Below are 24,453 nucleotides of genomic sequence, written 5' to 3'. Positions count from 1 at the left end.
TTTATTGCACATCTTTAGACTGGCTTTGATTTTTCAATAGATCTCTAATTTCAGTTAGCAAAACTTCCGTTTGATCCGGCGTTTCCACAACCTCTTCTTCCTCGACCTTTTTCCGTTTTAACTTATTCAAATAACGAATAAAGATAAAAATGGAAAACGAGATAATTAAGAAATCAACCACTGTTTGAATAAAGTTTCCATATAAAATTTGAGCAGCTCCGATTTTAATGGATAAACCGCTAAAATCATGCCCTCCAATAATAATACCGACAAGCGGCATGATTAAATCATTCACAAGAGAAGTGACAATTTTGCCAAATGCTCCCCCAATGATGACACCTACAGCCAAGTCAATGACATTGCCCTTGACGGCAAACTCTCTAAATTCTTTCAGCATCCTTTATCACCTTCATCTTTTTTTGTCTAATATGACGTTTTTTTGTCTAAATTGCAAGTCCTTATCCGTTCTAACTGAACGTTTCTAAATAAAAAAGCGATTCATGCTTGATGAACCGCCAGGAAAATCATGATACTTTAGGACCGATAGAAAATGTCAGTTCTGCTTCACATGCAACTTCGCCATCTACTGTCGCTACTGCTTTTCCTTTTGCAACCGGTCCGCGGAGGCGCGTCACTTCAACCTCTAAACGAAGCTGGTCTCCAGGCTTGACCTGTCTTTTAAAGCGGCAGCCGTCAATCCCTGCAAACAAACCAATTTTCCCTTTGTTTTCTTCCTTGCCTAACATAATCACACCAAAAACCTGTGCGAGTGCTTCTACAATAAGCACACCCGGCATGACTGGGTATCCTGGGAAATGGCCATTAAAAAATTCTTCATTTACTGTGACATTTTTAATCCCAACCGCTCTTTTTTCTCCCTCAACCTCTAAAATACGGTCGACCAATAAGAATGGATAACGGTGTGGAATAATGTCTTGAATTTGCTGAGCATCAAGCATATCTTGATCTCTCCTTCTTTTCTATATCGCTGATCTTCATGTGATTCCTATAGAAGTATATTATGAATGCTGGCATTTTTCAATATTCTCCTCGCGTATATGGTAAAAAATAGAATCTACCATTACCAATTGTCATCAAATATAATCCACACTACACTCATTGTTTTTTCACAAATATGGTAATATATATTACATCATTGAATAAATAAGAGGGTAAAAATGAATTTTATGAGCGATAAATCCATAAAAAAACTTCTCCATTCCTGGTATACAATGCTGAAGCATCGACATTTTTCGAAGGCTGAAGAAATCAAAAAAACACTACTAAAATATAAACGTAAATTATCAAAAAAACAGGAGCTCTATTTCCATTATCAGCTGGTGCTTTTTCGTCATCAGCTCTGGATGAATCAAACAGAGGACTTAGAAAAACTCAAACACGAACTGCTGCCACACAAAGATGAAATGAACGAAGAACTACAATATTATTTTTACTTCTTTCTCGGATTATATGAATCTTTAAAAAGTGACCAAAATGATGCGATTCATTATCTCGAAAAGGCAGAGGAACGACTGCCATTGCTTAACGATGAGCTGGAAGAAGCAGAGTTCCATTTCCGTACAAGCGGTGTTTATTATAACAACCGTTACTCGTTGTTATCGATTCGTCATATTCAAAAAGCCATGGATATTTTTGCAAAGCACGAAGACATCCACAGCATCTATCGGTGTAAAATTGTACTCGCTCTTAACTATAGCGACCAAAAAAAATATGAGGAAGCAGAAGCTATTTTCATTGAGATTATTGATTACGTGAAAAAGATTGATGATCAAGAGCTGCTCGGTATCGTTTATTATGACGCTGGCTTTATTCAGTCGAGACAAAATCGTCACAAAGAAGCACTGGACTACTTTAAAAAAGCGCTTCGTCTCCCAGCATACCGAAAGTCAGCACACTCCTATGTATCGTGCCTATACGAAACTGTGCGTTCCTGCTTTAAAGAAAATTTAACCGATGAAGGGATGAAGTATATTCAAAAAGGGCTGAAAGAAGCCGTTGCTTCGCAGTTTGATATATTAAGAATGAAGTTTCAAATCTTATCTCTTCTCTACAGCCAAACGCCAAAGGCAGATGAGCAGATCGCCACGCTCGTCACATGTCTTGAACGAAAAGAAGCCTGGATTGATCTTGAGGATCTGCTTGCTGATGTCTCAGATTTTTATAAAAAAAAGGGCGACTTTGAGCGAGCCGCCTTTTTTATCATGAGAGGCTGATACGAGCCTGCTGATTATCGAATTGTATTAATTAATCCCAGCATCTGATCGCCCATCGTAATAGATCTTGAGTTCAACTGATAGGAACGCTGCGTTGTCATGAGGTCTGTTAATTCTTTCGACATGTCCACATTTGACGTTTCCAGCGCACCTTGCTGAAGCTGAATCGCCTCTCGGTTTGCTCCATTTAGTGCTGTTAGTGCGCCTTGATAGGTTCCGTCGACTGAGAACAAATTATCTCCTTCAGAGACAAGTGCTGACGAATTGTTGACTTGTACAACGCCTAGATTCACTTGCTGATTCGGTTGATTATCTCTTGAAATCGCCGTAAGCCGTCCATTTTTATCGATTGAAATATCACGGAAATTCGCATTTAAGACGATTGCATTCCCATTTTCATCAAGAATCGGATAGCCTTCGCTCGTGACAAGCTGTACTTGGTTACGGTTATTGCCCGGCTGTAAGTAAAGTGAACCATCTCTTGTATAACGGATATTACCGCCGGCGTTGACCTGCAAATACTGCGACGGCGCTCCGAATGCAACATCAAGATCACGTCCAGTTTCTTTAATTGAGCCTTGCAGCGAGTTAATGGACGCATTGACCATTGTCCCCGTACCAAGCCTTAACCCAGCAGGTGTCAGACGACTGTTTGCCACCTGATCATTTTTTTCATCTACCTGATTAAACTGCTGTCTGATCAGCTCTGAGAAACGGGTGTTTTTCGCGCGGTACCCTGTTGTCTCACTGTTCGCGATGTTGTTGCTGATGATGTCAAGCTGCTTTTGCACTTCATTCATCGAGACAGCTGCGTTTATCATCGTTCTAAGCATAAGTATCCTCCTTTCTTTTTATTTCTTGATTAGTACACTCTTCCAATTTCATTCACTGCTTTTTCTAAGCTTTTATCATATGCCTGAACCACTTTTTGGTTTGTTTCAAATGCTCGGTAGGCTGTTGTCATATCTGTATATGATTTTGTCACATCGACGTTCGACAGCTCCGATACCCCTTGGCTTAACGTATAGGACATTTGACCGTTATTGACTGCACTTGGGAGGGGCTGATTATCAGCTGTACGATATAAATCATTTCCTTCACGCGCTAGATTTCTTGTATCCATCGCAACTCGTACATCAATTTGACCAAGATTTTGGCCATTTTCAGTGACAGTACCATCTGCATTCACTTTGAAATTCTCACTCTGAACCGTAATCGGCTGGCCGGTCACGGAAAGAAGAGCACGTCCATTAATGGTCAACTGATTTTGTGCGTTCAATGTAATGGAGCTGCTTTTCGTATAACGAACGCCTTCTGGTGTGTTGACCGCATAAAATAGCGCTGATTTCTGATTGGTCTCAGGATTGATCGGCACATTATTTTCAACTAGTGCTACATCTGTTGTCTGATCTGTTGTTTTTAAAGTTCCCTGTGTAAATTGAGGGATTAATTCCTGCATATATGTCCCAGTATTGATTCCACCAATCGGCGATTGTAATGGAACACTAAAGCCTTTGCCTGAGGATGTTTGGAAACGTCCTGATTCCATTCGGCTCAGCAGCATTTCTGGAAATGCACGCATTGCTCCTTCATCTGCTTTATAACCTGGCGTATTCGCATTTGCGATATTATTTGAAAGCATTTCTGTCCGCCGCTCTTGAGCAATCATGGCAGATGTTGCGGTGTATAGTCCTTTTAACACGTGCTCACCTCATTCAAATTCTTTCACATGACCTAAACACAATCTTCTATGAAATATATCGGCTAATTAGCAGGGTTCTTTAATAAAAATCCCCCATTCTTTCTAAAAAGAATGAGGGAAATCATTAGCTGAGTTTACGCTTTGGCAGCTTGTCCATATTATCAAGCATCACACCAGTACCAACTGCTACACAGTCCATTGGATTTTCAGCAACGAAAACCGGTACTTTCAGCTCTTCTGCAAGCAATTGATCAAGCCCATTTAGAAGAGCTCCGCCACCTGTAATGATGACGCCGCGATCGATAATATCAGCTGATAATTCAGGCGGTGTTCTCTCAAGAACTTGTTTCGCAGCCTGAACAATTGCAGATACAGATTCACGCAATGCTTCTTCTACTTCTTTGCTTGTGACGGTAATCGTTCTTGGTAATCCTGTCACCATGTCTCGTCCACGAATTGAAATCTCTTCGTGACGTGCGTCTGGGAATACCGTTGCAACTTGGATCTTAATATCCTCAGCCGTGCGCTCACCGATCAACAGCTTGTACTCTTTTTTAATGTAGTTTAGAATTTCCAGATCAAATTTGTCTCCAGCCATTTTAATAGAAGAGGCGGTTACAATGTCACCCATTGAGATGACAGCGATATCTGTCGTTCCGCCTCCAATATCTACGACCATGTTTCCACTTGGCTGAAAAATATCCATACCAGCACCAATGGCTGCTACTTTTGGCTCTTCTTCAAGAAATACATGCTTACCACCGCTTTTTTCAGCAGCTTCTTTGATCGCCTTCTGCTCAACAGATGTAATGTTTGTCGGGCAGCAGATGAGCATACGCGGCTTAGAGAATAGCCCTTTCACATTTAATTTGTTAATAAAATGCTTGAGCATCGCTTCAGTTACTTCAAAATCAGCAATTACGCCATCTTTATTTAATGGACGAATCGCAACAATATTCCCAGGCGTACGTCCAACCATACGTCTAGCCTCTTCTCCAACAGCCAAAACTTTCCCGCTGTTTTTGTCAAGAGCTACCACAGATGGTTCATTTAACACAATTCCTTTTCCTTTGACATGAATCAGTACATTGGCAGTACCAAGATCAATTCCAATATCCCTAGCAAACATCTATATATATCCTCCTTGAAAATCTGTTTCCATAGCAAATACCACATTCTGCCCTAATTATATATTCTATCATAATTTGCAGAAAAAAAGATATTTCTTTACAAAAGTCTTTACAAAATTTGTGGTTAGAAACTACCGATATGAGGAAGATATATATATCATGTTTATGAACAAAGAACTAAGCTTACTGTTTCACAGGCTCGCCTTCTAAAATTTCTTCTTTTTTATACTTTAACTTGGTGGCTTCTCCTCCTCGCAAGTGGCGGATTGATTTATGATAATCCAGTATCTCCTTCACTTCATTAGCCAGATCTGGATTAATTTCTGGCAGTCTTTCTGTTAGATCCTTGTGTACAGTACTTTTAGAGACTCCAAATTCTTTCGCAATAACACGAACGGTTTTCTTTGTCTCCACGATATACTTTCCTATCTTGATTGTTCGCTCTTTGATGTAATCGTGCACACCACTCGACCTCCCTAAAATGGATGTGAGAAGTGTGAAATGAGATCCGTATGAAGATTATCCATTTTCAGCGGCGCTTGTTCGTCGTAATTTCTCATCCATTAGGTAGTAAATGCCAAACACGATCCCTCACCTCAAACACTCTCTTTGTCAGGTTTGTAACAGTGTATTAGCATTGAATAGGGAATATGCTAAAAATGAAGATGGGACAAGGGATTTATCAGAAAAGGCAAAACAAAAAATCATTTCGGGGCGCGAAAATTTTCACTTTACAAGAAAGGATTCAGCACGTAAAATAGAAAAGGTGAATTTATTTACCTAGCTAAATATTTAAAAAAGGTGAGCATATGGATACGTTAAATAGAGAGTGTTTACATCAAATACATCAAGGCGCACGACTGCTGTCTAAAAAGGCGAACGAAGCGCTTGCTGCTTATGACTTGTACATGTCCCAGTGGACTGTGCTTTTTTGTTTGGATACATTCGGCCCGAAAACCCAAAAAGATATCTGGACATATTTGAACGTCGAAGCACCGACGATCACCAGAACCGTCACCCGTTTAGAAGCAAACGGCTGGGTGAAACGTGTACAAGGAAAAGACAAACGTGAGAATCTGATCGTGATGACAGATGATGCAAAAGCCCGATTTGAAGAAATCAAACGCACGATGGAACAATTTGAAGAAGAATGTCTTTCAGATTTTACCTACGAAGAAAAACAACTCCTCCATACACTTTTACACAAATTATCAACTGAATAGGAAGTGACACACATCATGAACGAACGTATTTGGACAAAAGACTTTATTATGATTGTCCTGGTGAATTTATTTACGTTCACCTCTTTTTATGCCCTTTTGACATTACTGCCCATTTACACAATGGATGAACTAAATGGAACAGAATCACAGGGCGGCCTCCTTGTGACGGTCTTCTTATTATCTGCAATTGTGACAAGACCTTTCTCGGGCGCCATTATTGAGAAATTCGGCAAAAAACAGATGGCGATTTTCTCTTCTACGGCCTTTGCCTTACTCACTTATTTATACATCCCGATTGATCAATTCCAAACGCTTCTTATACTGCGTTTCGTACAAGGGATCTTTTTTAGTATTTTGACGACAGTAGCCAGTGCCATTGCGGCTGATATGATCCCGAAACATAAACGCGGGGAAGGACTCGGATACTTTGTGATGTCCATGAACCTCGCTGTTGTCATCGGTCCATTTATCGCACTGAATCAAGTAGGAAAAATAGGATTTCATTCCTTATTTCTTCTCTTTTCCATTATCGTAACGATCGGAGCCGCTTTTACGATGCTGATTAGACAGCCAGAGCCGGAAAACGGAGGAAGCATCGTCTTCCGATTCACGTTTTCTCACCTGTTTGAAAAAGGCGCATTAAAAACAGCGGCCGTCGGCATCATTATTTCCTTCTGTTATTCGCCGATTATTTCATTTATTTCAGTTTATGCAAATTCACTCCATTTGATGGGTGCAAGCAGTTATTTCTTTATTGTGTTTGCGGCTGCAATGCTTGGATCACGTCCATTTACAGGCAGACTTTTTGACCGAGTTGGAGCTCACGTTGTGATCTATCCTTCGATTGCTCTTTTTGCCATTGGTTTATGGATGCTGACAGCGACACATTCAGCCACAATGCTTCTTCTATCAGGCGCTGTGATTGGGCTTGGCTACGGATCACTCGTGCCATGTTTACAAACACTTGCGATTCAGCACTCACCAGCCCACCGTACAGGATATGCGACGGCCACTTTCTTCACCCTGTATGATACGGGCATTGCTGCTGGCTCATTTGTCTTTGGACTCCTTGTCAGCTTCACAGACTTTTCAAATGTGTACCTCATTGCGGGTATTGTGGTCTTACTGAGTATGGGCGTTTTTTATTGGAGCGAACGAAAACCCCAGGAAGCAAAAGCACAAAAGGTCTCCCTTTCAGAATAAAAGGATACTATTTTAAACTTCACCGAAAACATGCTAAAATATAGGATATTTCAAATAGAGCATACAGGCTTTTTTGAAAAATAGTTGGTATTAAGCGAAAGTATAGGTGATGTTTTGAATTACGAATTGTTTAAAGTCATACACGGGATGGCTCACCATTCTGAGTTTTTAGATCAGGCCATGATTTTCATTACAAAAAAGGCCATACTTGTGTATGCCCTTGTCTTATTGATTTGCTGGTTTTTAGGGAATCATAAATTTAAGAAGCATGTCTTCTTTTCCGGTGTAACAGGCATTGCAGCACTTATCGTCAACTTTGCCATTACATTGTTTCATTATGAAGAGCGGCCGTTTGTGGCGCATAAAGTCGACACACTCATCCCGCACTCAGCAGACGCTTCCTTCCCAAGTGACCATACAACAGGTGCACTGGCTCTTTCATTAGCCATTCGATCCCGTAATAAAAAGCTCGGCAACATCTTGCTCGTCTTTGGATTACTCACAGGATTCTCCCGCATCTGGGTTGGTCACCATTATCCATTTGATGTTTTAGGCAGCTTGGTCGTATCGATTGTGGTTGTCTTTATCATGAATAAATTATGGAAGTTCTTTGACTCACCTATTGATCGTATCGTGATATTTTACGAGACAATTGTGGGGAAAATTTTCAGAAGGAAGACAAAGGATCAGGGCTCAGACCTGTCCAATTCTTAAGCGGTTTTGCGATAACGTGATGAAGATTCTTCTCTCACTTATCGTGCCGCTTTTTTTATTGGCTGTCTCCCTCTAACCATACTGGAAAAATAAAGACTGACACCAATGCCAATAAGAGAAATGATGATAAGCGTCCAGCCTAATTGCGCAAAATGAGAACCAGCAATTTCATCCCCAAAGAGCATGCCAAGCACAGCAGATGACAGAATGGAACCAAGGTAGCGGCATGTTTGAAAAAGTCCAGAGGACGTGCCAATCATTTGCTGAGGACTTGCTTTGAGCATCGCAGCTTGAAGCGCAACATTCCCAATTCCATAACTGAGTCCAAGCAGCGCTAGAACCAATCCTTTCCCCCATAATGGCGCAGGAATAAAAAAGAAAGTCATTGCAGACGCTCCAGCCAGCATCAATACTGCACTCGCTAAAACTGGATGGCGTTCATCCCCGCGATCTACCCACTTTCCTGTCAGAGGCGACACAATAATGCTCACTCCTGACATACACAGCATAAAAAGACCCGTCATCTCCACACGCCAGCCTAACTCATCTTGAAAATAACTCGGCAAACCAAAAAAGAGACAATAGAAAAAGATATTTAAGATGATAAATTGCACATACACAAGTGACAGCCGCTGCTCTTCTCTGAACATCCGTATTTGAATAAACGGTTCATCCACCTGATACTCCCACCAAATAAAAGCGCCTGCACTCAGGAGACAAAGAATGCCTTGAACATATTGAATGCCATCACCGAGTGATAATAAAAATGAAAGCAGGAGAACAATGCAGACAGTAAAAAGAAGCATCCCTGGCAAATCGAGTGTTCGCACGGTTTCGCCTATGCGCAGCTTTCTCTTCTTCTGCTCCTTCGGAAACAACAATAGACCGAGAAAGAAACTGATCAAAATAAACGGCAGATTCACTAAAAAGATAGCCGGCCAGCCGCCAATGGTCATCAAAAATCCGCCAAGCGTCGGCCCAAGTGCCGTCATCGCTGAAGCAAAAATGGATAATACCGCTAACGCAGAAGCCTGTCTTTCTTGAATATGATCCCGAATGAGTCCGACTCCAGAGGGATAAATGGCACTGCTTCCAATCGCCTGTAGCAGACGGATTACAATCAGTACGGCAAACGTTGGGGCAAACGGCGCGCAGATGGCTGAGACTGCGACAAGAACGAGACCGAATAAAAATAAGGTTCTCCGGCTCATGACATGATCCCCAATCCGGCCGCTCACTGGCTGCGTCACTGCACTGGCTAAATAAAAAGAAGAAATAAGCCAAGATACAGTCGTAAACGACAAACCGAATTCATGCTGAATTTGATGCAAGGCTAAAGCAATCATTGATGAATTCAACGGATTCAACATCGTTCCAAAGGCAATAGCGGTTAAAAAAACTTTTCGATTGTCTGTCCACTTGTGCATACACTACTCCTCTTTCTGGCATGTTCTTTGCCCATCCTCCCGTTATTATGAGATTCAATTCCCTTTTTTACCCTGATCAAATCGAGTTCTCTCTCGGAAAAGCTAGACATACATTTTAAAAAGGGCGGCTTTTGGAAAAGCACATATAAAATTGAGAATATGAGGAAGAGATGGTAATATTCATTTCATATTTAAAAGCCTACTTTCTCCTTACAGGGAGAACGGCTGAAAAGGAGGAGAAGCTTATTATTAAAAAAAGACGGTTTTGGGTCCCAGCCCTTTTCTCGGTTGCAGTATTACTTCTGTCTTCGTGTGGTTCAAACGAAACAAATGGGAACGGAGATAAACGTAATTCTACAGCGAAAGGGTCGCCAATTTTGGAGGATGGAAAATTTATTTTTGCAGCATCAGGGGAATTTCATCCGTTTAGTTACATGGATGGAAATCAGATGTCCGGCTTTGATATCGACGTAGGCAATGCGATTAGTGACAAACTAGGTCTCGAACCTATACAGAAAAAATATAAATTCGCAGGCATCGTCGAAGGTGTGAAAGCAGGTAAATTTGATGCGGCAGTTGCCAGTCATACCATCAATGAGGAACGAAAAAAACACGTCCTTTTTTCTAAGCCCTATTACTACTCTGGTCCGCAAATTTTCACAAGACCTGGAGCAGACATTCAACATGCTGATGACTTAAAAAACAAAGAAATTGCTGTATCAAAAGGATCGTCCTACGCTGATATTGCAAAGGAACATAGCGGGCAAGAACCAAAATATTACGATAGTGATGTCGTCGCCTTAGAAGCACTAGCCAACGGAAAACACGATGCAGTCGTGACAGATTTCGCCACAGGTGCAGAAGCGATGAAGAAAAAATTGAAAATCGAAGCGCAGGAAAGACTCGGACAAAGCGAGCAGGCAATTGCTGTATCAAAAGAAAATGAACAGCTCATAGAAGAGATCAACGATGCGATTGATGCATTAAAAAAAGACGGAACATTAAAACAAATTAGCGAAAAGTACTTTGATGAAGACATCACGGTCAAACAAGATTAAAACCACGATTGTGCGCCTTTTTATAGGCGCACTTTCTTCAAATGGAGATGATTGTTTTGCCTACCTTAGCACACTTTTTTCAGACACTCATTGATTCTAGAGGCATTTTCTTAGAAGGAATGCTGATCACCTTACAGCTCACGGTGATTAGCATCTTCATCGGTATGTTCATCGGGCTTTTCTTTGCTTTATTGAAAATATCCCGCATAGCCGTTTTCGGTTATATCGCCAATGCTTATATCTTTCTTGTACGCGGAACACCACTTGTTGTTCAAATTTTCATCCTATATTTCGGTCTCACAGAATTGAATATACCCGACTTCTGGGCTGCATCCATTGCGCTCGCCTTTCATAATGGCGCCTATATAGCTGAAATATTTAGAGGCGCCATCCAATCCATCGATCAAGGTCAAAAAGAGGCAGGACGCTCTCTTGGCATGGGTCGTTTTTTTAACCATGAGGCGCATCATTCTCCCACAAGCGATGCGGCGCGCCCTACCCCCTCTTGGCAACCAGTTCATTATCGGCTTAAAAGATTCATCACTCGCCGCCTTTATTAGTGTGAATGAACTATTTAACATCGCCACCACGCAAGGCTCCAACAGCTTTGATAATATGACGTATTTACTTGTTGTAGCCGTCTATTACTTAGTTCTTGTCCTGCTGTTAACATTCGCTGTCCAAACCTTTGAGAAGAAATTATCAGCCAGTGACCAATAGGAGGAGTAGTATGACAGAATCAAAGGAAGTCATTCGTGTTGAAAAACTCAATAAATACTTTGGAGAGCTTCATGTTTTAAAAGATATCGATCTCACCGTTTATGAAAATGATGTAGTCGTCTTAATTGGCGCAAGCGGTTCTGGAAAAAGCACCCTGCTCCGCTGTATGAACTTTTTAGAAATAAAAAATGACGGAGATATCATCATCGATGGCAGCCCTGTTCATCCAAAGCGCGATCAATTGAACGGAATGAGACAAAAAATAGGAATGGTGTTTCAGCATTTTAATCTTTTTCCGCACAAAACTGTTCTTGAAAATATCATTGAAGCACCTATTATGGTGAAAAAAACAAAGAAAGAGCAAGCCATCGCCGAAGCCAGCGCCTTGTTAGAAAAAGTCGGACTTGCGGATAAAGCCAACGTATATCCTTCTAAACTATCAGGCGGTCAAAAACAGCGTGTAGCCATCGCCAGATCTCTCGCTATGAAGCCTGATGTCATGTTATTTGACGAACCTACGTCTGCCCTAGATCCAGAGCTTGTAGGCGAGGTACTGCAAACGATGAAAAGCCTCGCAAAAGAAGGCATGACCATGGTCATTGTCACACATGAAATGGGCTTTGCGAAAGAAGTTGCTGATCGTGTCGTCTACATGCACGAGGGCCGCATCGTCGAAGAAGGCGTCCCTTCGGAATTGTTTGATTCTCCTAGGGAGAAACGTACAAAACTGTTTCTCAGCTCCATTTTATAGGTCAAACGCCCTTCATTTTTAGTGCTTAACTGACGTTTTTGCTCATTTTTTACGAACTTTTCATCCATTTATATTGAACTTAACCAAAAAACCATGTTAGATAAACTTACACGTATATGTTATATATGACTTTTCTCTCTATAATGAAGAATTAAGAAAACAATAATTCTGAATGATTCGGGGGAATGCAGCATGCAAATGGGTGATACAGTATTTATGTTCTTCTGCGCACTACTCGTGTGGTTAATGACACCGGGTTTAGCTTTATTCTACGGAGGACTCGTGAGAAGTAAAAACGTTTTAAGCACAACCATGCACAGCTTAACGTCACTAGCGATCGTTTCAATCGTATGGATCGTATTCGGTTATTCCTTAGCTTTTGCACCAGGCAATGCATGGATCGGAGGATTAGACTGGGTTGGCCTGAAAGGCGTAGGCTTTGAACCCGGTTCCTATAGCGAGACCATTCCACATTCATTGTTCATGATGTTCCAAATGACCTTTGCCGTCTTAACAACAGCCATCATCTCAGGTGCCTTCGCTGAACGGATTCGCTACTCAGCAGTCGTTGTATTTACACTCCTTTGGGTCACATTTGTATACGCTCCAGTCGCACACTGGGTATGGGGCGGCGGTTGGATTGGCGAGATGGGTGCGCTTGACTTCGCAGGCGGAAACGTGGTTCACATCTCATCCGGTGTTGCGGGTCTTGTCGTGGCGATTGTGCTCGGGAAGCGTAAAGACGCAGCAAGCTCTTCTCCGCATAACTTGATCTACACTCTTCTCGGCGGAGCTGTCATCTGGTTTGGCTGGTTTGGTTTTAACGTGGGGAGTGCTCTTACATTAGACAGCGTGGCCATGTTTGCCTTTATTAACACCAATACAGCCGCTGCTGCAGGAATCATCGGCTGGCTGTTAGTAGAGTGGATGATCAACAAAAAACCAACCATGCTCGGCGCGATCTCTGGAGCCATCGCAGGTCTTGTCGCCATTACACCTGCCGCAGGCTTTGTTACACCGTTTGCTTCTATTATAATAGGATTCATTGGCGGGATCGTCTGTTTCTGGGGCGTCTTTTCACTCAAAGCCAAATTTGGCTATGATGACGCACTAGACGCATTCGGCCTTCACGGAATTGGCGGTACTTGGGGAGGAATTGCAACAGGACTTTTCGCCACAACCTCTGTCAATGACGGTGGAGCGAATGGCTTATTTTACGGAGATCCCAGCTTACTTTGGAAGCAAGTGGTCGCGATTGTTGCCACGTACGCTTTTGTTGCCGTTGTGACATACGTGATCATCAAGTTGGTCAATGTCTTCTTCAAAATTCGTGCAACCGAAGAAGAAGAATCCGTGGGTCTTGATTTAACCATGCACGGTGAAAAAGCTTATCAAGATTAAGAAAAAGGGGTGTCTCTATGAGCAAAATGTATAAAGTGGAGATTGTCACACGTCCAGCTAATTTTGAAACATTAAAGGTGGAGCTTGGAAAGATTGGTGTCACCTCGATTACCTTTTCAAATGTACACGGCTGCGGCTTACAAAAGGGACATACAGAGCTATACCGCGGCGTCAAAAGAGAAAGCAACGTGTACGAACGATTAAAGATCGAAATCGTCCTAAGCAAAGTACCTGTCGAACAGGTCGTTGAAACAGCTCAAAAGGTACTTCGTACAGGCGAACCAGGGGATGGGAAAATTTTTATATATGAGATAGCGAATACAATCAACATTCGGACAGGTGAAGAAGGACCTGCCGCCCTATAGTTCATCCTCCGCCGAGTGGCGGAGGATCTTTTTAAGCAGAAAAAAACCTCTGCATATTTTTATATACACAGAGGACCTTGTAAGACATTAAGATTGTTTAGTTTCTTCTGACTGACTGCTGTCTTTAGAGGAATCAGAAGACTTTTCTTGATCAGAGGATTTCCCCTTCTCATCAGACTTTTCTTCTGATTTTTCTCCAGCTGGCTCTTTGGCTTTATCTTCAGCAGCAGGTTCCTTCGTTTTTTCCTCAGTCTTTGGCTGAGCAGGTTCTTTTGCTTGTTCCGTCACTTCTTGCGCTGCTTTTTCAATCGTAGAAACAGGCTTGTCAATGAAGCTAAGCGGATTAAGCGCTAAACCTTCCATACGAATTTCAAAATGCACATGGTTGCCGCTTTCAGCGCCATATAGGTTTTTACCAGAAGCACCAATGACATCATTCTGCTTCACTTCATCGCCTTCTTTGACACTCACTTGTGACAACGATTGATAGACAGTTGATAATCCATCTTCATGTTCAATTTCAACGACATGACCAAGAACTGGATCTTTTTTCGCTTGAACCACTGTTCCACTAAGAGCAGCTGTGACATCAAACACTTTGCCATCTTTATCTGCAAGATCAATACCTTTGCTCAAGGTATAGGTGTTATTATAGTTTACAAGTGCTGCTTCTTTTTCTTTTTGGTCAGCATCTGCTTCATAGAACTTTTTCACGACAGAAACATTATCAGAATTCTGGACCGGCATTGCGACATTTTCAATTGGCTTTCCAACTTCAACAGCATCATCGTGCTGTTCTTGCCCTGTTTGATTTCCATCAGATAGTTGGTCTTTCACATCTTTTGATACAGCTTGATACCAAAGAACGGCTGTTAACACGACCGCTGCGCTGACCAAGTAAATAGCAGGGAATACCCAGCGCTTACGGAAAAATTGCTGAACTTTTGTGATTTTGGAAGTACGTTTCTTTTCTTCCTCTCTCATTTTTCATCACCTCAGCAACATTCTGAACACTTTTCAAAAAATATATACACACGAAATCATTTTTCTTTTTATTTTGCGCAATCGCATCAATAATATGTATGATAAATGAAAAAAAGATGGGGGACTTAATTGTGAAAACTTTCAACCGCATAGCAACAGAAGATGACCTCAAAGCGATCGTTGATATCTACAATTCAACCATTGCTTCAAGAGAAGTGACCGCTGATACAGAACCAGTTTCTGTTGAGGACCGCCGGCAATGGTTTTTGAATCATTCCGAAAAAAGACCTCTCTATGTGAAAACAGATGAGGATGGAATTATCTACGGCTGGCTGAGCTTTGAAACATTTTACGGTAGACCTGCATACAACGGGACCGTTGAAATGAGTATCTATTTGAACCAAGACTATCGTGGAAAAGGCTTAGGCTCACTTTTCTTACAAGAAGCCATTGAGTTAGCACCTTCATTAGGCATCCGAACGTTACTTGCCTTTATTTTCGGGCACAACGAAGCCAGCATTCGACTATTTAAAAAGCACGGCTTTGAGACATGGGGCCACCTGCCACGCATCGCAGAAATGGACGGCAGCAGATACGATTTAGATATCCTAGGAAAAGAATTATAAAACGAGCGTCTCCCTGACAAAGAGACGCTTTTTTATGACGCATGTAACAGCTGTTCAAACTGTTTCGCATTTTGAAGAGATTTTCTTTGCAGAATGATACCTTGTTCATCAATGAGAATTGCTTGTGGAACAACCGTTACCCCATACAACTCCATAATTTGTGAAGAACGCGTATACACAGCTTGGGACGGAAGCAATTCAAGGATCGGCGTATCATCCGCCTGCTCATCTCCATTAATAATAATGAATTGAGTATCATCGCCAGCGATTTGCTGCTGCAGATCTGCCAAAATACTTTTGCACGTCATACAAGTAGAATTTACAAATAACAGCATCACAGCACTCCCTCTTTGAAAATATTCCTTCAAAATGACCTTCTCCCCTAAATGGGAATAGCTTCGAAATAACGGTGCAGGATCCCCCACATCCGCTTCCTTTAATTCAATTCCATCAAGGGTTTTAATCTTATTCATAAATTTTCCAATAAAACGAGCAAGCAAAAATATCACAGCCAGCTGAGCAATGACAATGAATAACACAATAATCAATAGAATATCTGTCATTTCACATCGTCTCCTTCTATAAATAATTCAAATTGATTGATCCATTTTCTTTTAAACATTAAGACTTCTTGACTCACCGCTATTATGAAAGAGACAGCCACGGCAATGAGAAAACAAATGATGTTATATTGCCATGGAATGGTTTCTGCATAGGAATGCACATAAAACAATCCGATCACAAGAGCCAGCATCGACACATTGCGAATCACAATTCCCCAGTGAAGGCGTTCATTATCAAGCAGTCCACCACAGCCGCAAGAAATATCACGATGTCCTCTCAATAAATTGAAGGTCACCGCTCCAGTATAAATACATAAAAGTGCTGTAAGACCAATCGCAGGTACAAGAGTCATGTGCCATATGAACAAATAACCAGTACAAACCAATTCAGCAGTTAAAAACAAATAAAACATGGGTGCCGTGAAAGAAGGAGGCAACAGCCGATAAGCATCCATCTGCTGCATATGTGCCGTCTGTTTTTTCACTTTATCAAACCATGCACCCGCAAAAATGATCCCTAGTAAATAGACACCTATATAATAAAAGACACTCACCTTACGCCATCTCCTTTTGTTGAAATAATTGAGATTGTGCCTCGTAAAGCCTTTTGTACTCTCCGTTCAACACCATCAGTTCATTATGGTTCCCCTCTTCAACGAAAGCACCATCTTTCATTACGATTATACGGTCTGCTAAACGGGCCGCTCCCATTCGATGTGTGATAAACAAGACACCCTGATCCTGCGTGTGATCGAATAGCTTTCGAATGAGTGAAATTTCCGAGAGTGGATCAAGAGCAGAAGTCGGTTCATCTAAAATGATAAAATCACTCTCTCTAAAGAAGGTTCTAGCCATCGCGAGCTTTTGCCATTGTCCGCCAGACAGTTCATGGCCTTCTTCAAAAAATCGGCCAAGCTGCGCATCATACATTTCTTCCATTTGATGAATTCTTTTCTCTATGCCTGCTTGCCGTGCAGCTGAGATCATCCGCTCTTCCTCGTCCATATGATCAATACGGCCAAACCCGATGTTTTCTTTCACAGTGAACTCGTACTTCATAAAATCTTGAAAAAGAACAGCCATTCTCGCATGGTATGACTTTTTATGAATGGTAGAAATAGACTCACCGTTGACTTTTTGCATATTCGGCTGATCTGGATCATATAAACCGGTCAAACATTTGATCAAGGTGGTTTTACCTGATCCGTTATCCCCCACCAATGCAATACGTTCACCTTTATTGATATGAAAATGTATATGCTCAATGGCAGGTGTTTTCATATTCGGATAAGTAAATGAGAGATTTTCAAGTGTAATGGACTGAATAGACTCGATCTTCCGAAGCGATGCCCCCTCTTCTACCTGCTCATGAATTTCTTCTTTTCTCTTTTGAAAAGCTCTCATTTCATCAATATAAAGACTTGTTTCATATAAACTAGAACATTCTCTTGTTAAGTCCTGAAAACCACTTTGGATGTTTTGCACCGCTTGCAGCACAGCGACAAATGTCCCAGCAGCTAATTTTTTTTGAAAAATAAGAAAGACAATAAAAAGACCGCAGCATACATAGGAAAATGTCATAAGCAATCCGCCCGCCATCTCCCAGCGAACTTGCCGCTTAAGCAGTTTATATTTTTCATCTGCACTTTTTACATAATGACCTTTCCATTTCTGAAGAAGATAATCCCCGATTCCATATAAACGGATCTCCTTCAATGAATCTCGTTGCGCGACAAGATCGGACACATACATTTCTCTGCGGTCATTGGCAGTTAACATGCGGTTTAATTGATAACGCGCTCCTCCAAAGAAAAGCTCAATCCACAAGACAGGCAGGGTAAACACGATCAGAATGACCGCCAAGCCCCAATGGATACCGATCATATAGATAAGAAGTGATACAACAGTAATCAATGCGCTCATGATTGTAAAGATACTTCTAACCATACTCAGAACATGCTGATGACTGTTCATCACACGTTGACTTTCATTGTAAAAAGACGGGTGTTCAAATGTAATAAACGGCAGCCTGATCGCCTTTTGAAGCAATTCACCCTTCAAATGCAGACCAATCAAATTTGTCGCTTTCTGCTGGCTAAGCTGAAGAACGAATTGAAGCCCATATCCTAAAACCACGATGACCATTTGCAGTCCAAATAACCACAAAACCTTTTGAATGTCTCCTGAAGACGTCATGAATAAAATAATTTCATTAATCAAAGTTTGAATAATCCAGACACTAGCCAAAGGCATAAAACCAACGATTACTTGGATCAATAAGGTCAGAAGAAGATAAGATCGACTTCTTTTCCAAGTATAGGAGATTGCATATAGACAATGGTTCACTGTACTCATCAAACGCTCCACCTTACACCATTTAGTATAATTGACATATTTTTGATATTTGTATTATGATAGCTTTGCGTAACTTCACTCTGAGAGGACGATATACGATGAATTCAATCTTACTTTTACAGCTTACTCTTATTCTTTGCAGCCTATTATTAACGATCGGAGTCATCATCTATTTAAAACAACAAATGGAACTGATCATTTTACCGATACAGCATGTTGGACAAAAACTAGTGCATCCGCTGCTTGATAAACCATCACCTATTCCAGTGAATGATTTACTGCAAACCAACAGTAAGCAGCAGCTGCTTATTTTCACTGATACATCATGTCCGCATTGCATTCCATCACTTGAACAATTCCTAGAAACGAAAAAGCAGCGTAAATTAGACATTTCATTTAGTATTTTGCTAAAGAATGGGCAAAAAGAGGATCAAGAATTATATCGTGATAATAAAACCAACATGCGAATTATCCCAGTGGACGAACAAATGATAGACACATTCCAAATTGAAGAATTTCCGTATTACATCATGGTAGAAGAAGATGAAATCATCTCATATGCAGCACCTTTTCCGGATGGTCTTTATTCAAGGATATCTGCAAAATAAAGATAAATGAGGCATGTGAAGAATATCAAACACATGCCTCATTTTTTTATTGTGGATCTGAGTGAATATCTAGATCTTTTTCCCCTGCAGCAGCTTCACTTGCTTCATCTGAAGCCTGTTCCTCGGCTTGTTCAAACTCACTCCGTGCCTCATTTGAAATGTCTACTTGGTCACCATGCTGATTCACAGTAACAGACGAAGAAGACGTCTCTTTTTGAGCCTCTTTCTCTAGTTCCTTTAATTTAGAAACATGAAGTTCCAAATCTTTACCTTGCTGAACTAAAGTAAGTTGTTGAAATAATGCCTTTCTCTCTTCTGGAGAATGGTCACCTTGAACAATTTGAGCCGCTTGGGTTAAAAAAGAATTTGATGATTGACCCGCTTGACGCCTATTTGACGTCTGCATAGCATTTGTTAAGAACGAAATTGAAGATATGCTCATGCGTTCACATCCTATTAAATAAGATCCTTAAATTTAGCAGCCACATCTAACGCGTTCTTGACTAGTACAAATCTCACCTGTGTCACGATCCACGTAGTAACGGAAAGTTCCAACACCTTGAAGGAAACAAGTCGGTGCTGATTTGCATGAAGTGACTAATTTTTGCAAAATACATCTTGCAGCTGCAGGTTGAACATTGGTCATTTTGTTTAAGAAACGATCTAACATATGAATTCCACCTTCCAATTTTTATGGTAATACAACACAATAATAACCAATTAAAAGACAACCAACAACATATTTTGATAAATTTACTAATTATTTTTTACTATCAATCTTATTTATGACATAATTTGTCGATAATTTTAATAGTAAATGTTACTTTTTTCTTATTTGAAAATAATTTATTTATCCATAAATAGTGAAGTGAAGATAGAAACATTTTCATTAATCAACATTCACTCTTCCTAAAGCACTACTTACTCAAGTATGATAAAGAGTGAATACATAAAGGAGTGAACACCAATGCAACAAACTGAGAAAATCATTCAATCTCTTCATTCAATCGTAAAGTGGGGAAAGGTTGGTAGTATCTTTCTCTATATTTCAGGCGGTCTGGCTATTCTTATTGGTTTTTGGCTTGTTCTTCCTGCAGCCCTTGGCGTCTTCCTCATTATGATGGGAATCCATGTACAAAAATCTGTAAAAGCAGCTGAACAATTGATTCAGGCTCCTGATACTTCTTACGAAGAATTATTAGAACAATACGCTAAGATGATGAAAATGCAGACACTGTTTGCCATTTCAAGTATTGCCGCAGTTATTCTTTCATTCATTGCTATTGTTTTGATGCTTATACTAGGCGGGTTAGCCTTCCTCCAAGAAATTCCTTATGATGTCCAGCAGTATGAAGGTGATTACGAACAAGAACTCGGTGACTTTTATTAATGGGGTGGGGTATCAATGGTCGTTCGATACCCCTTTTGTTTTTATCATTTGGCTTGGATTATCCCCCTATGCTTGACATTCAGTCTTGTTCATTTTAAAATACAAATCGTAACCATTACGAATTAAAGGAGGATCCTATTACTTATGCGCGTGAAAATTACGTTAGCCTGTACTGAAACAGGTGACAGAAACTACATCACAACAAAAAATAAAAGAACGAATCCCGACCGATTGGAGTTAAAAAAATATTCTCCTCGATTAAAGAAATATACCCTTCATAGAGAAACAAAATAAATTTTTTAGACTATAAATCGTAATGATTACTTTTTAAGTGAGGCGGAAAACAAAATGATCGTTTTCAAAAGGACAAAAACAAATGAATAAGCGTATACCTGTTACAGTATTAAGTGGCTTTTTAGGAGCAGGAAAAACAACGATATTAAATCATGTTCTTCAAAATCGCAAAGGATTAAAAGTGGCTGTGATCGTCAATGACATGAGCGAAATTAATATTGATGCAGAACTAGTCAAACAAGGCGGTGAGCTTTCTCGATCAGATGAGAAACTAGTTGAATTATCTAACGGTTGTATTTGCTGCACTTTGAGAGAAGACTTGTTAATTGAAGTAGAACGCCTTTGTAAGGCAGGTAATATCGATTATATTGTCATTGAATCAACTGGAATTAGTGAACCAATTCCCGTCGCTCAAACGTTTTCTTATATTGATGAAGAAATGGGCATAGATTTGACCCGCTTTTGCCGTCTAGATACGATGGTCACAGTAGTAGATGCAAATCGCTTCTGGACTGATTTCCAGTCAGGAGAGAGTTTATTAGATCGTAAAGAAGCGGTTTCCGATGACGACGAACGAGAAATTTCAGATTTACTCATTGATCAAATTGAATTTTGTGACGTGCTCATTATCAATAAATGTGATCTAGTATCATCCTCAGAGTTAGATCGACTTGAGCATGTGCTGAACAAACTACAACCAGAAGCATCTATCATCAGAACCTCACAAGGTAAAGTACAGCCAGATGACATTTTGAATACTGGTTTATTCGACTTTGAAAAATCAAGTGCTTCTGCTGGATGGATCAAAGAGATTAACGCAGAACATGCTCAGCATACGCCGGAAACAGAAGAATACCAAATTTCATCCTTTGTTTACGAAAGAAGACTCCCTTTTCATACAGGCAGGCTGAATAATTGGTTAGATCAAATGCCTGAGCAGATCGTTCGTGCGAAAGGTTTTACTTGGCTTGCCACACATCATGATTTAACAATTTTAATTTCACAAGCTGGGAAATCTGTTGCGATTGAACCAATTGCATACTGGATTGCTGCTTTGCCTGAGCAAGAAAAAACACGGATATTAAATCAGGAACCAGAGCTTCTAGATGAGTGGGACGCAGAGTTTGGTGATCGTCATACAAAACTTGTGTTTATCGGTGTGGATTTGCCTAAAGCAGAAATTATTCGCACTCTTGATCAATGCTTGCTCACACCTGAGGAATTTGATCAAGATTGGACTACATTTGAGGACCCCTTTCAATGGAAAATACAAAATTAGGCCAGGAGGGTTTTAATTGGCAAAGAAATCTAAGATTGCTAAAGAAAAAAAACGGCAGCAGCTTGTATTGAAGTATGCAGAATTAAGGAAAGAGTTAAAAGAAAAAGGTGACTATGAAGCTTTACGGAAATTACCTAGAGACTCTTCCCCTACCCGCTTAAAAAACCGTTGTGAATTAACCGGCCGTCCAAGAGGTTACTTAAGGAAATTCAAAATGTCTAGGATTGCTTTTCGTGAGCTTGCCTATAAGGGTCATATCCCTGGGGTGAAAAAATCGAGCTGGTAAAGAATGATTTGATCTTATCACAGCACTCGGAAAAGTAAAGCGGCACAAAACGATGAAAAATCTATTTTCAAGTCTTATCTCATGCTTTTTGAAGTTCAAAATAGGCATTTAAAAACCAGCAGAATCTCTGCTGGTTTTTTATAATGAATGAGTTCATAAGATAAAATAACCTGTTCGCAAAAAAGGATTTTCAACAATGATTACGCCATTTTTCCTTCTTTTCAAAAATACCTGATCATGATACTTTGTTGTCATTATCCACCGATGTATGACATTTCAACCTTTTTCTGATCTTTTTTCTGCTCTCTCTCAGCTGAATATTGATCAAGTCTATTCGACCATAGTTCCTTTAACAAGTTTGCTAACTCTTCATTATCTTTTGTCGTACGAATCATCCGTTTCAGATCAAAACCCGATGATGCAAACAGACATGTAAACAATTCCCCGCGTGCAGATAGCCTTGCTCTGTTACATGTTCCGCAAAAAGCATCTGAAACGGAAGAAATAATGCCTATCTCTCCTGAACCATCTTTGTAAAAAAATCGGTTGGCTACTTCACCTGTATATTGAGGAGGTTCTGGTTTGATAGGATATGTTGAATTAATTAATTCAATTATTTCATTCTTTGTCATGACATGTTCTAGATTCCATTTATTCGTATTACCGACATCCATAAACTCGATAAACCTGAGAACGTGTCCTTCTTTTCTAAAGTAAGCCGCCATTGGTAGGACATCCTGATCATTCACACCTTTTTGAACAACCATATTAATCTTGATAGCAAGTCCAGCCTTTTTTGCCGCCTCAATGCCATCAAACACTTTTTGGATAGAAATGTGCCTTCCGTTCATTTGCTTATAACGATCGGGATTTAATGAATCTAAACTAATGGTGACTCTATTAAGACCAGCTCTCTTTAACTGATCAGCATATAAAGGTAAAATCGTTCCATTGGTTGTCATCGCAATGTCTTCAATCCCTGGAATTTTTGCGAGCTTTTCTATTAAGACAGGCAGATCCTTCCGCATTAAAGGTTCCCCGCCCGTGATGCGTATTTTTACCACACCTAGATTCTTTACAAAAAGGGTAGCAAGTCGTTCAATTTCTTCGAAACTAAGCAGTTCTTCTTTTTTCAAGAAAGGATAATCTGGTCCAAAAATTTCAGCAGGCATACAGTACGTACATCTAAAGTTACAGCGATCAGTTACTGATATTCTTAAATCGCGCAATGGTCGATGTCTTTTATCTAAAATACTGTCCATACTTTGCCTCCTATTCTGTAATACGCTGAGGATGAGTGTAAATATTAAAGGATTTCCCTCTGACGAATCCAACTGTCGTAATATTTAATTCTTCTGCCATTTGAAGCGCTAGCTCAGTAGGTGCTGATTTTGAAATGACGATAGAGACTCCTAGTTTTGCTGCCTTCAATAGAACTTCTGACGATATCCGGCCGCTAAACACAAGAATTTTATCTCTAAGTGGGATTCGCTGGAGTAAACAATATCCATAAATTTTATCTAAAGCATTATGTCTTCCTATATCAGTTCTAGTGATGAATAGCTTCTCTGTGTCACACAGTCCAGCATTATGCACTCCGCCAGTATGTTGAAATAATTGACTTTCTTCTTGCAAACATTTCATGAGATGCATACAGGTTTCAGCAGAAATACTAATTCGATCAATGGCTGTTTTTGCCGTCTTCACATCTTGAAGAAAATAAAAGTGTCTTCCTTTCCCGCAGCATGAACCAATCACTCGTTTTGTAAAATCTGATGAATCAAATCCACTTGAGTGAACTAAATCAACATAGGCAAAACCCATACTTTCATCTATTGTAAACCTTTTAATCTCATTTTCAAATCGAATGACCCCTTCTGAAGCCAAAAAGCCGATAACCAATTCTTTCAAGTGCTCTGGTGAACAAACAAGTGTCACAAATTCTTCTCCATTCACCATCACAGTTAAAGGAAATTCTTCTACAATTTCATCAGATTTGCATGTAAACTGGCCTTCACGGTATTGGTGTATGACTCGTTTCTTTTTAACAGAAGGATTCATTATATGATCTTCCTTTCAATGCAAATTTAGTTATATGATCCAATCAAATTGTGATATTATTTTAAAAAGTCATGAAAAT

Annotated in this window: 28 protein-coding genes and 1 pseudogene; 15 read left to right on the top strand and 14 right to left on the bottom strand. The window is 40.2% G+C overall.

The window, feature by feature from the left end:
* Position 1 precedes the first annotated feature (1 nt).
* Both mscL and fabZ read right to left on the bottom strand, forming a co-directional pair.
* Positions 2-397, bottom strand: coding sequence for a large conductance mechanosensitive channel protein MscL (gene mscL, locus AOQ70_RS11675; protein WP_024423693.1), 396 nt, complete (start codon positions 395-397; stop codon positions 2-4).
* Positions 398-524: 127 nt separating this feature from the next.
* Complete coding sequence (fabZ, locus tag AOQ70_RS11670) at positions 525-959, bottom strand: 3-hydroxyacyl-ACP dehydratase FabZ (protein ID WP_012011512.1); 435 nt, start codon at positions 957-959, stop codon at positions 525-527.
* Positions 960-1,178: 219 nt separating this feature from the next.
* Between fabZ and AOQ70_RS11665 the strand changes: the two genes are divergently transcribed.
* The gene (locus AOQ70_RS11665; RefSeq protein ID WP_059376409.1) at positions 1,179-2,234 is read left to right on the top strand and encodes a tetratricopeptide repeat protein; all 1,056 of its coding nucleotides are present in this window, start codon (positions 1,179-1,181) and stop codon (positions 2,232-2,234) included.
* Between the two features lie 14 nt (positions 2,235-2,248).
* On the opposite strand, the gene AOQ70_RS11660 is transcribed toward AOQ70_RS11665, so the two are convergent.
* The 4 genes from AOQ70_RS11660 to spoIIID all read right to left on the bottom strand — a co-directional run bounded on the left by AOQ70_RS11660 (position 2,249) and on the right by spoIIID (position 5,528).
* The gene (locus AOQ70_RS11660; protein WP_059376406.1) at positions 2,249-3,067 is read right to left on the bottom strand and encodes a flagellar hook-basal body protein; all 819 of its coding nucleotides are present in this window, start codon (positions 3,065-3,067) and stop codon (positions 2,249-2,251) included.
* 29 nt (positions 3,068-3,096) lie between these two features.
* The gene (locus AOQ70_RS11655) at positions 3,097-3,936 is read right to left on the bottom strand and encodes a flagellar hook-basal body protein (RefSeq protein ID WP_039182029.1); all 840 of its coding nucleotides are present in this window, start codon (positions 3,934-3,936) and stop codon (positions 3,097-3,099) included.
* Positions 3,937-4,060: 124 nt separating this feature from the next.
* Positions 4,061-5,065, bottom strand: a complete 1,005-nt coding sequence (mbl, locus tag AOQ70_RS11650) for a cell shape-determining protein Mbl (protein WP_059376404.1) — start codon at positions 5,063-5,065, stop codon at positions 4,061-4,063.
* Positions 5,066-5,249: 184 nt separating this feature from the next.
* The gene (spoIIID, locus tag AOQ70_RS11645) at positions 5,250-5,528 is read right to left on the bottom strand and encodes a sporulation transcriptional regulator SpoIIID (RefSeq protein WP_008343327.1); all 279 of its coding nucleotides are present in this window, start codon (positions 5,526-5,528) and stop codon (positions 5,250-5,252) included.
* Positions 5,529-5,875: 347 nt separating this feature from the next.
* Here spoIIID and AOQ70_RS11640 point away from each other — a divergent pair, with 347 nt between their 5' ends.
* From AOQ70_RS11640 to AOQ70_RS11630, 3 genes are all read left to right on the top strand, one after another.
* Positions 5,876-6,289 (top strand): MarR family winged helix-turn-helix transcriptional regulator, encoded by a 414-nt coding sequence (locus tag AOQ70_RS11640; protein WP_024423697.1) that lies wholly within the window; start codon positions 5,876-5,878, stop codon positions 6,287-6,289.
* A 15-nt stretch (positions 6,290-6,304) separates the two neighbouring features.
* On the top strand, positions 6,305-7,492 hold the full coding sequence (locus AOQ70_RS11635; protein WP_039182032.1) for an MFS transporter: 1,188 nt from the start codon (positions 6,305-6,307) through the stop codon (positions 7,490-7,492).
* Positions 7,493-7,606: 114 nt separating this feature from the next.
* Entirely contained in the window at positions 7,607-8,206 is a 600-nt protein-coding gene (locus AOQ70_RS11630; protein ID WP_059376403.1) for an undecaprenyl-diphosphatase, read from the top strand.
* Positions 8,207-8,244: 38 nt separating this feature from the next.
* On the opposite strand, the gene AOQ70_RS11625 is transcribed toward AOQ70_RS11630, so the two are convergent.
* Positions 8,245-9,633, bottom strand: a complete 1,389-nt coding sequence (locus tag AOQ70_RS11625) for an MFS transporter (protein ID WP_059376399.1) — start codon at positions 9,631-9,633, stop codon at positions 8,245-8,247.
* A 170-nt stretch (positions 9,634-9,803) separates the two neighbouring features.
* On the opposite strand from AOQ70_RS11625, the gene AOQ70_RS11620 reads away from it, so the two are divergent.
* From AOQ70_RS11620 to AOQ70_RS11600, 5 genes and pseudogenes are all read left to right on the top strand, one after another.
* Positions 9,804-10,691 (top strand): transporter substrate-binding domain-containing protein, encoded by an 888-nt coding sequence (locus AOQ70_RS11620; RefSeq protein ID WP_058838573.1) that lies wholly within the window; start codon positions 9,804-9,806, stop codon positions 10,689-10,691.
* A 41-nt stretch (positions 10,692-10,732) separates the two neighbouring features.
* Positions 10,733-11,411: pseudogene (locus AOQ70_RS11615) on the top strand (amino acid ABC transporter permease).
* Between the two features lie 10 nt (positions 11,412-11,421).
* Positions 11,422-12,162 carry an amino acid ABC transporter ATP-binding protein gene (locus AOQ70_RS11610; protein ID WP_059376398.1) on the top strand — a complete coding sequence of 247 codons (741 nt, stop codon included), beginning with the start codon at positions 11,422-11,424 and terminating at the stop codon, positions 12,160-12,162.
* Positions 12,163-12,354: 192 nt separating this feature from the next.
* Positions 12,355-13,563, top strand: a complete 1,209-nt coding sequence (locus tag AOQ70_RS11605; RefSeq protein WP_039182048.1) for an ammonium transporter — start codon at positions 12,355-12,357, stop codon at positions 13,561-13,563.
* A gap of 17 nt (positions 13,564-13,580) precedes the next feature.
* Entirely contained in the window at positions 13,581-13,928 is a 348-nt protein-coding gene (locus tag AOQ70_RS11600) for a P-II family nitrogen regulator (RefSeq protein ID WP_039182051.1), read from the top strand.
* Between the two features lie 87 nt (positions 13,929-14,015).
* Here AOQ70_RS11600 and AOQ70_RS11595 read toward each other — a convergent pair whose 3' ends face one another.
* Positions 14,016-14,912, bottom strand: a complete 897-nt coding sequence (locus AOQ70_RS11595; protein WP_059376397.1) for a peptidoglycan DD-metalloendopeptidase family protein — start codon at positions 14,910-14,912, stop codon at positions 14,016-14,018.
* Positions 14,913-15,028: 116 nt separating this feature from the next.
* Here AOQ70_RS11595 and AOQ70_RS11590 point away from each other — a divergent pair, with 116 nt between their 5' ends.
* Complete coding sequence (locus tag AOQ70_RS11590; protein ID WP_047202534.1) at positions 15,029-15,538, top strand: GNAT family N-acetyltransferase; 510 nt, start codon at positions 15,029-15,031, stop codon at positions 15,536-15,538.
* A 32-nt stretch (positions 15,539-15,570) separates the two neighbouring features.
* Here AOQ70_RS11590 and AOQ70_RS11585 read toward each other — a convergent pair whose 3' ends face one another.
* Genes AOQ70_RS11585 through AOQ70_RS11575 form a run of 3 tightly spaced genes read right to left on the bottom strand, consistent with a single transcriptional unit; the run spans position 15,571 to position 18,456 of the window.
* Positions 15,571-16,101 carry a TlpA family protein disulfide reductase gene (locus AOQ70_RS11585; RefSeq protein ID WP_059376394.1) on the bottom strand — a complete coding sequence of 177 codons (531 nt, stop codon included), beginning with the start codon at positions 16,099-16,101 and terminating at the stop codon, positions 15,571-15,573.
* Entirely contained in the window at positions 16,098-16,655 is a 558-nt protein-coding gene (locus tag AOQ70_RS11580; protein ID WP_059376392.1) for a MauE/DoxX family redox-associated membrane protein, read from the bottom strand. Before AOQ70_RS11580 ends, AOQ70_RS11585 begins: the two co-directional genes overlap by 4 nt.
* Position 16,656: 1 nt before the next feature.
* Entirely contained in the window at positions 16,657-18,456 is a 1,800-nt protein-coding gene (locus AOQ70_RS11575; RefSeq protein WP_059376389.1) for an ABC transporter ATP-binding protein, read from the bottom strand.
* Positions 18,457-18,554: 98 nt separating this feature from the next.
* Here AOQ70_RS11575 and AOQ70_RS11570 point away from each other — a divergent pair, with 98 nt between their 5' ends.
* On the top strand, positions 18,555-19,064 hold the full coding sequence (locus tag AOQ70_RS11570; protein ID WP_058838566.1) for a hypothetical protein: 510 nt from the start codon (positions 18,555-18,557) through the stop codon (positions 19,062-19,064).
* A gap of 46 nt (positions 19,065-19,110) precedes the next feature.
* Here AOQ70_RS11570 and AOQ70_RS11565 read toward each other — a convergent pair whose 3' ends face one another.
* Positions 19,111-19,506, bottom strand: a complete 396-nt coding sequence (locus AOQ70_RS11565) for a hypothetical protein (RefSeq protein ID WP_058838565.1) — start codon at positions 19,504-19,506, stop codon at positions 19,111-19,113.
* Positions 19,507-20,031: 525 nt separating this feature from the next.
* Between AOQ70_RS11565 and AOQ70_RS11560 the strand changes: the two genes are divergently transcribed.
* From AOQ70_RS11560 to rpsN, 4 genes are all read left to right on the top strand, one after another.
* Complete coding sequence (locus tag AOQ70_RS11560; RefSeq protein ID WP_039182073.1) at positions 20,032-20,454, top strand: DUF5362 family protein; 423 nt, start codon at positions 20,032-20,034, stop codon at positions 20,452-20,454.
* Positions 20,455-20,598: 144 nt separating this feature from the next.
* Complete coding sequence (rpmG, locus tag AOQ70_RS11555) at positions 20,599-20,748, top strand: 50S ribosomal protein L33 (protein ID WP_003214771.1); 150 nt, start codon at positions 20,599-20,601, stop codon at positions 20,746-20,748.
* Between the two features lie 82 nt (positions 20,749-20,830).
* Positions 20,831-22,027 carry a GTP-binding protein gene (locus AOQ70_RS11550; protein WP_059376388.1) on the top strand — a complete coding sequence of 399 codons (1,197 nt, stop codon included), beginning with the start codon at positions 20,831-20,833 and terminating at the stop codon, positions 22,025-22,027.
* Between the two features lie 16 nt (positions 22,028-22,043).
* A complete protein-coding gene (rpsN, locus tag AOQ70_RS11545) occupies positions 22,044-22,313 on the top strand; it encodes a 30S ribosomal protein S14 (protein WP_025093900.1) in 270 nt (89 codons plus the stop codon).
* 254 nt (positions 22,314-22,567) lie between these two features.
* Here rpsN and moaA read toward each other — a convergent pair whose 3' ends face one another.
* Both moaA and fdhD read right to left on the bottom strand, forming a co-directional pair.
* On the bottom strand, positions 22,568-23,575 hold the full coding sequence (gene moaA, locus AOQ70_RS11540; RefSeq protein ID WP_059376387.1) for a GTP 3',8-cyclase MoaA: 1,008 nt from the start codon (positions 23,573-23,575) through the stop codon (positions 22,568-22,570).
* A 10-nt stretch (positions 23,576-23,585) separates the two neighbouring features.
* Complete coding sequence (gene fdhD, locus AOQ70_RS11535) at positions 23,586-24,374, bottom strand: formate dehydrogenase accessory sulfurtransferase FdhD (protein ID WP_047202543.1); 789 nt, start codon at positions 24,372-24,374, stop codon at positions 23,586-23,588.
* Positions 24,375-24,453: the final 79 nt, after the last annotated feature.

The sequence above is a fragment of the Bacillus sp. AM 13(2015) genome (assembly GCF_001518755.1).
Lineage (GTDB): Bacteria > Bacillota > Bacilli > Bacillales > Bacillaceae > Bacillus > Bacillus safensis.
Note: the sequence above shows the minus strand (reverse complement) of the source record. Positions and strands in the feature narration are given on the sequence as shown.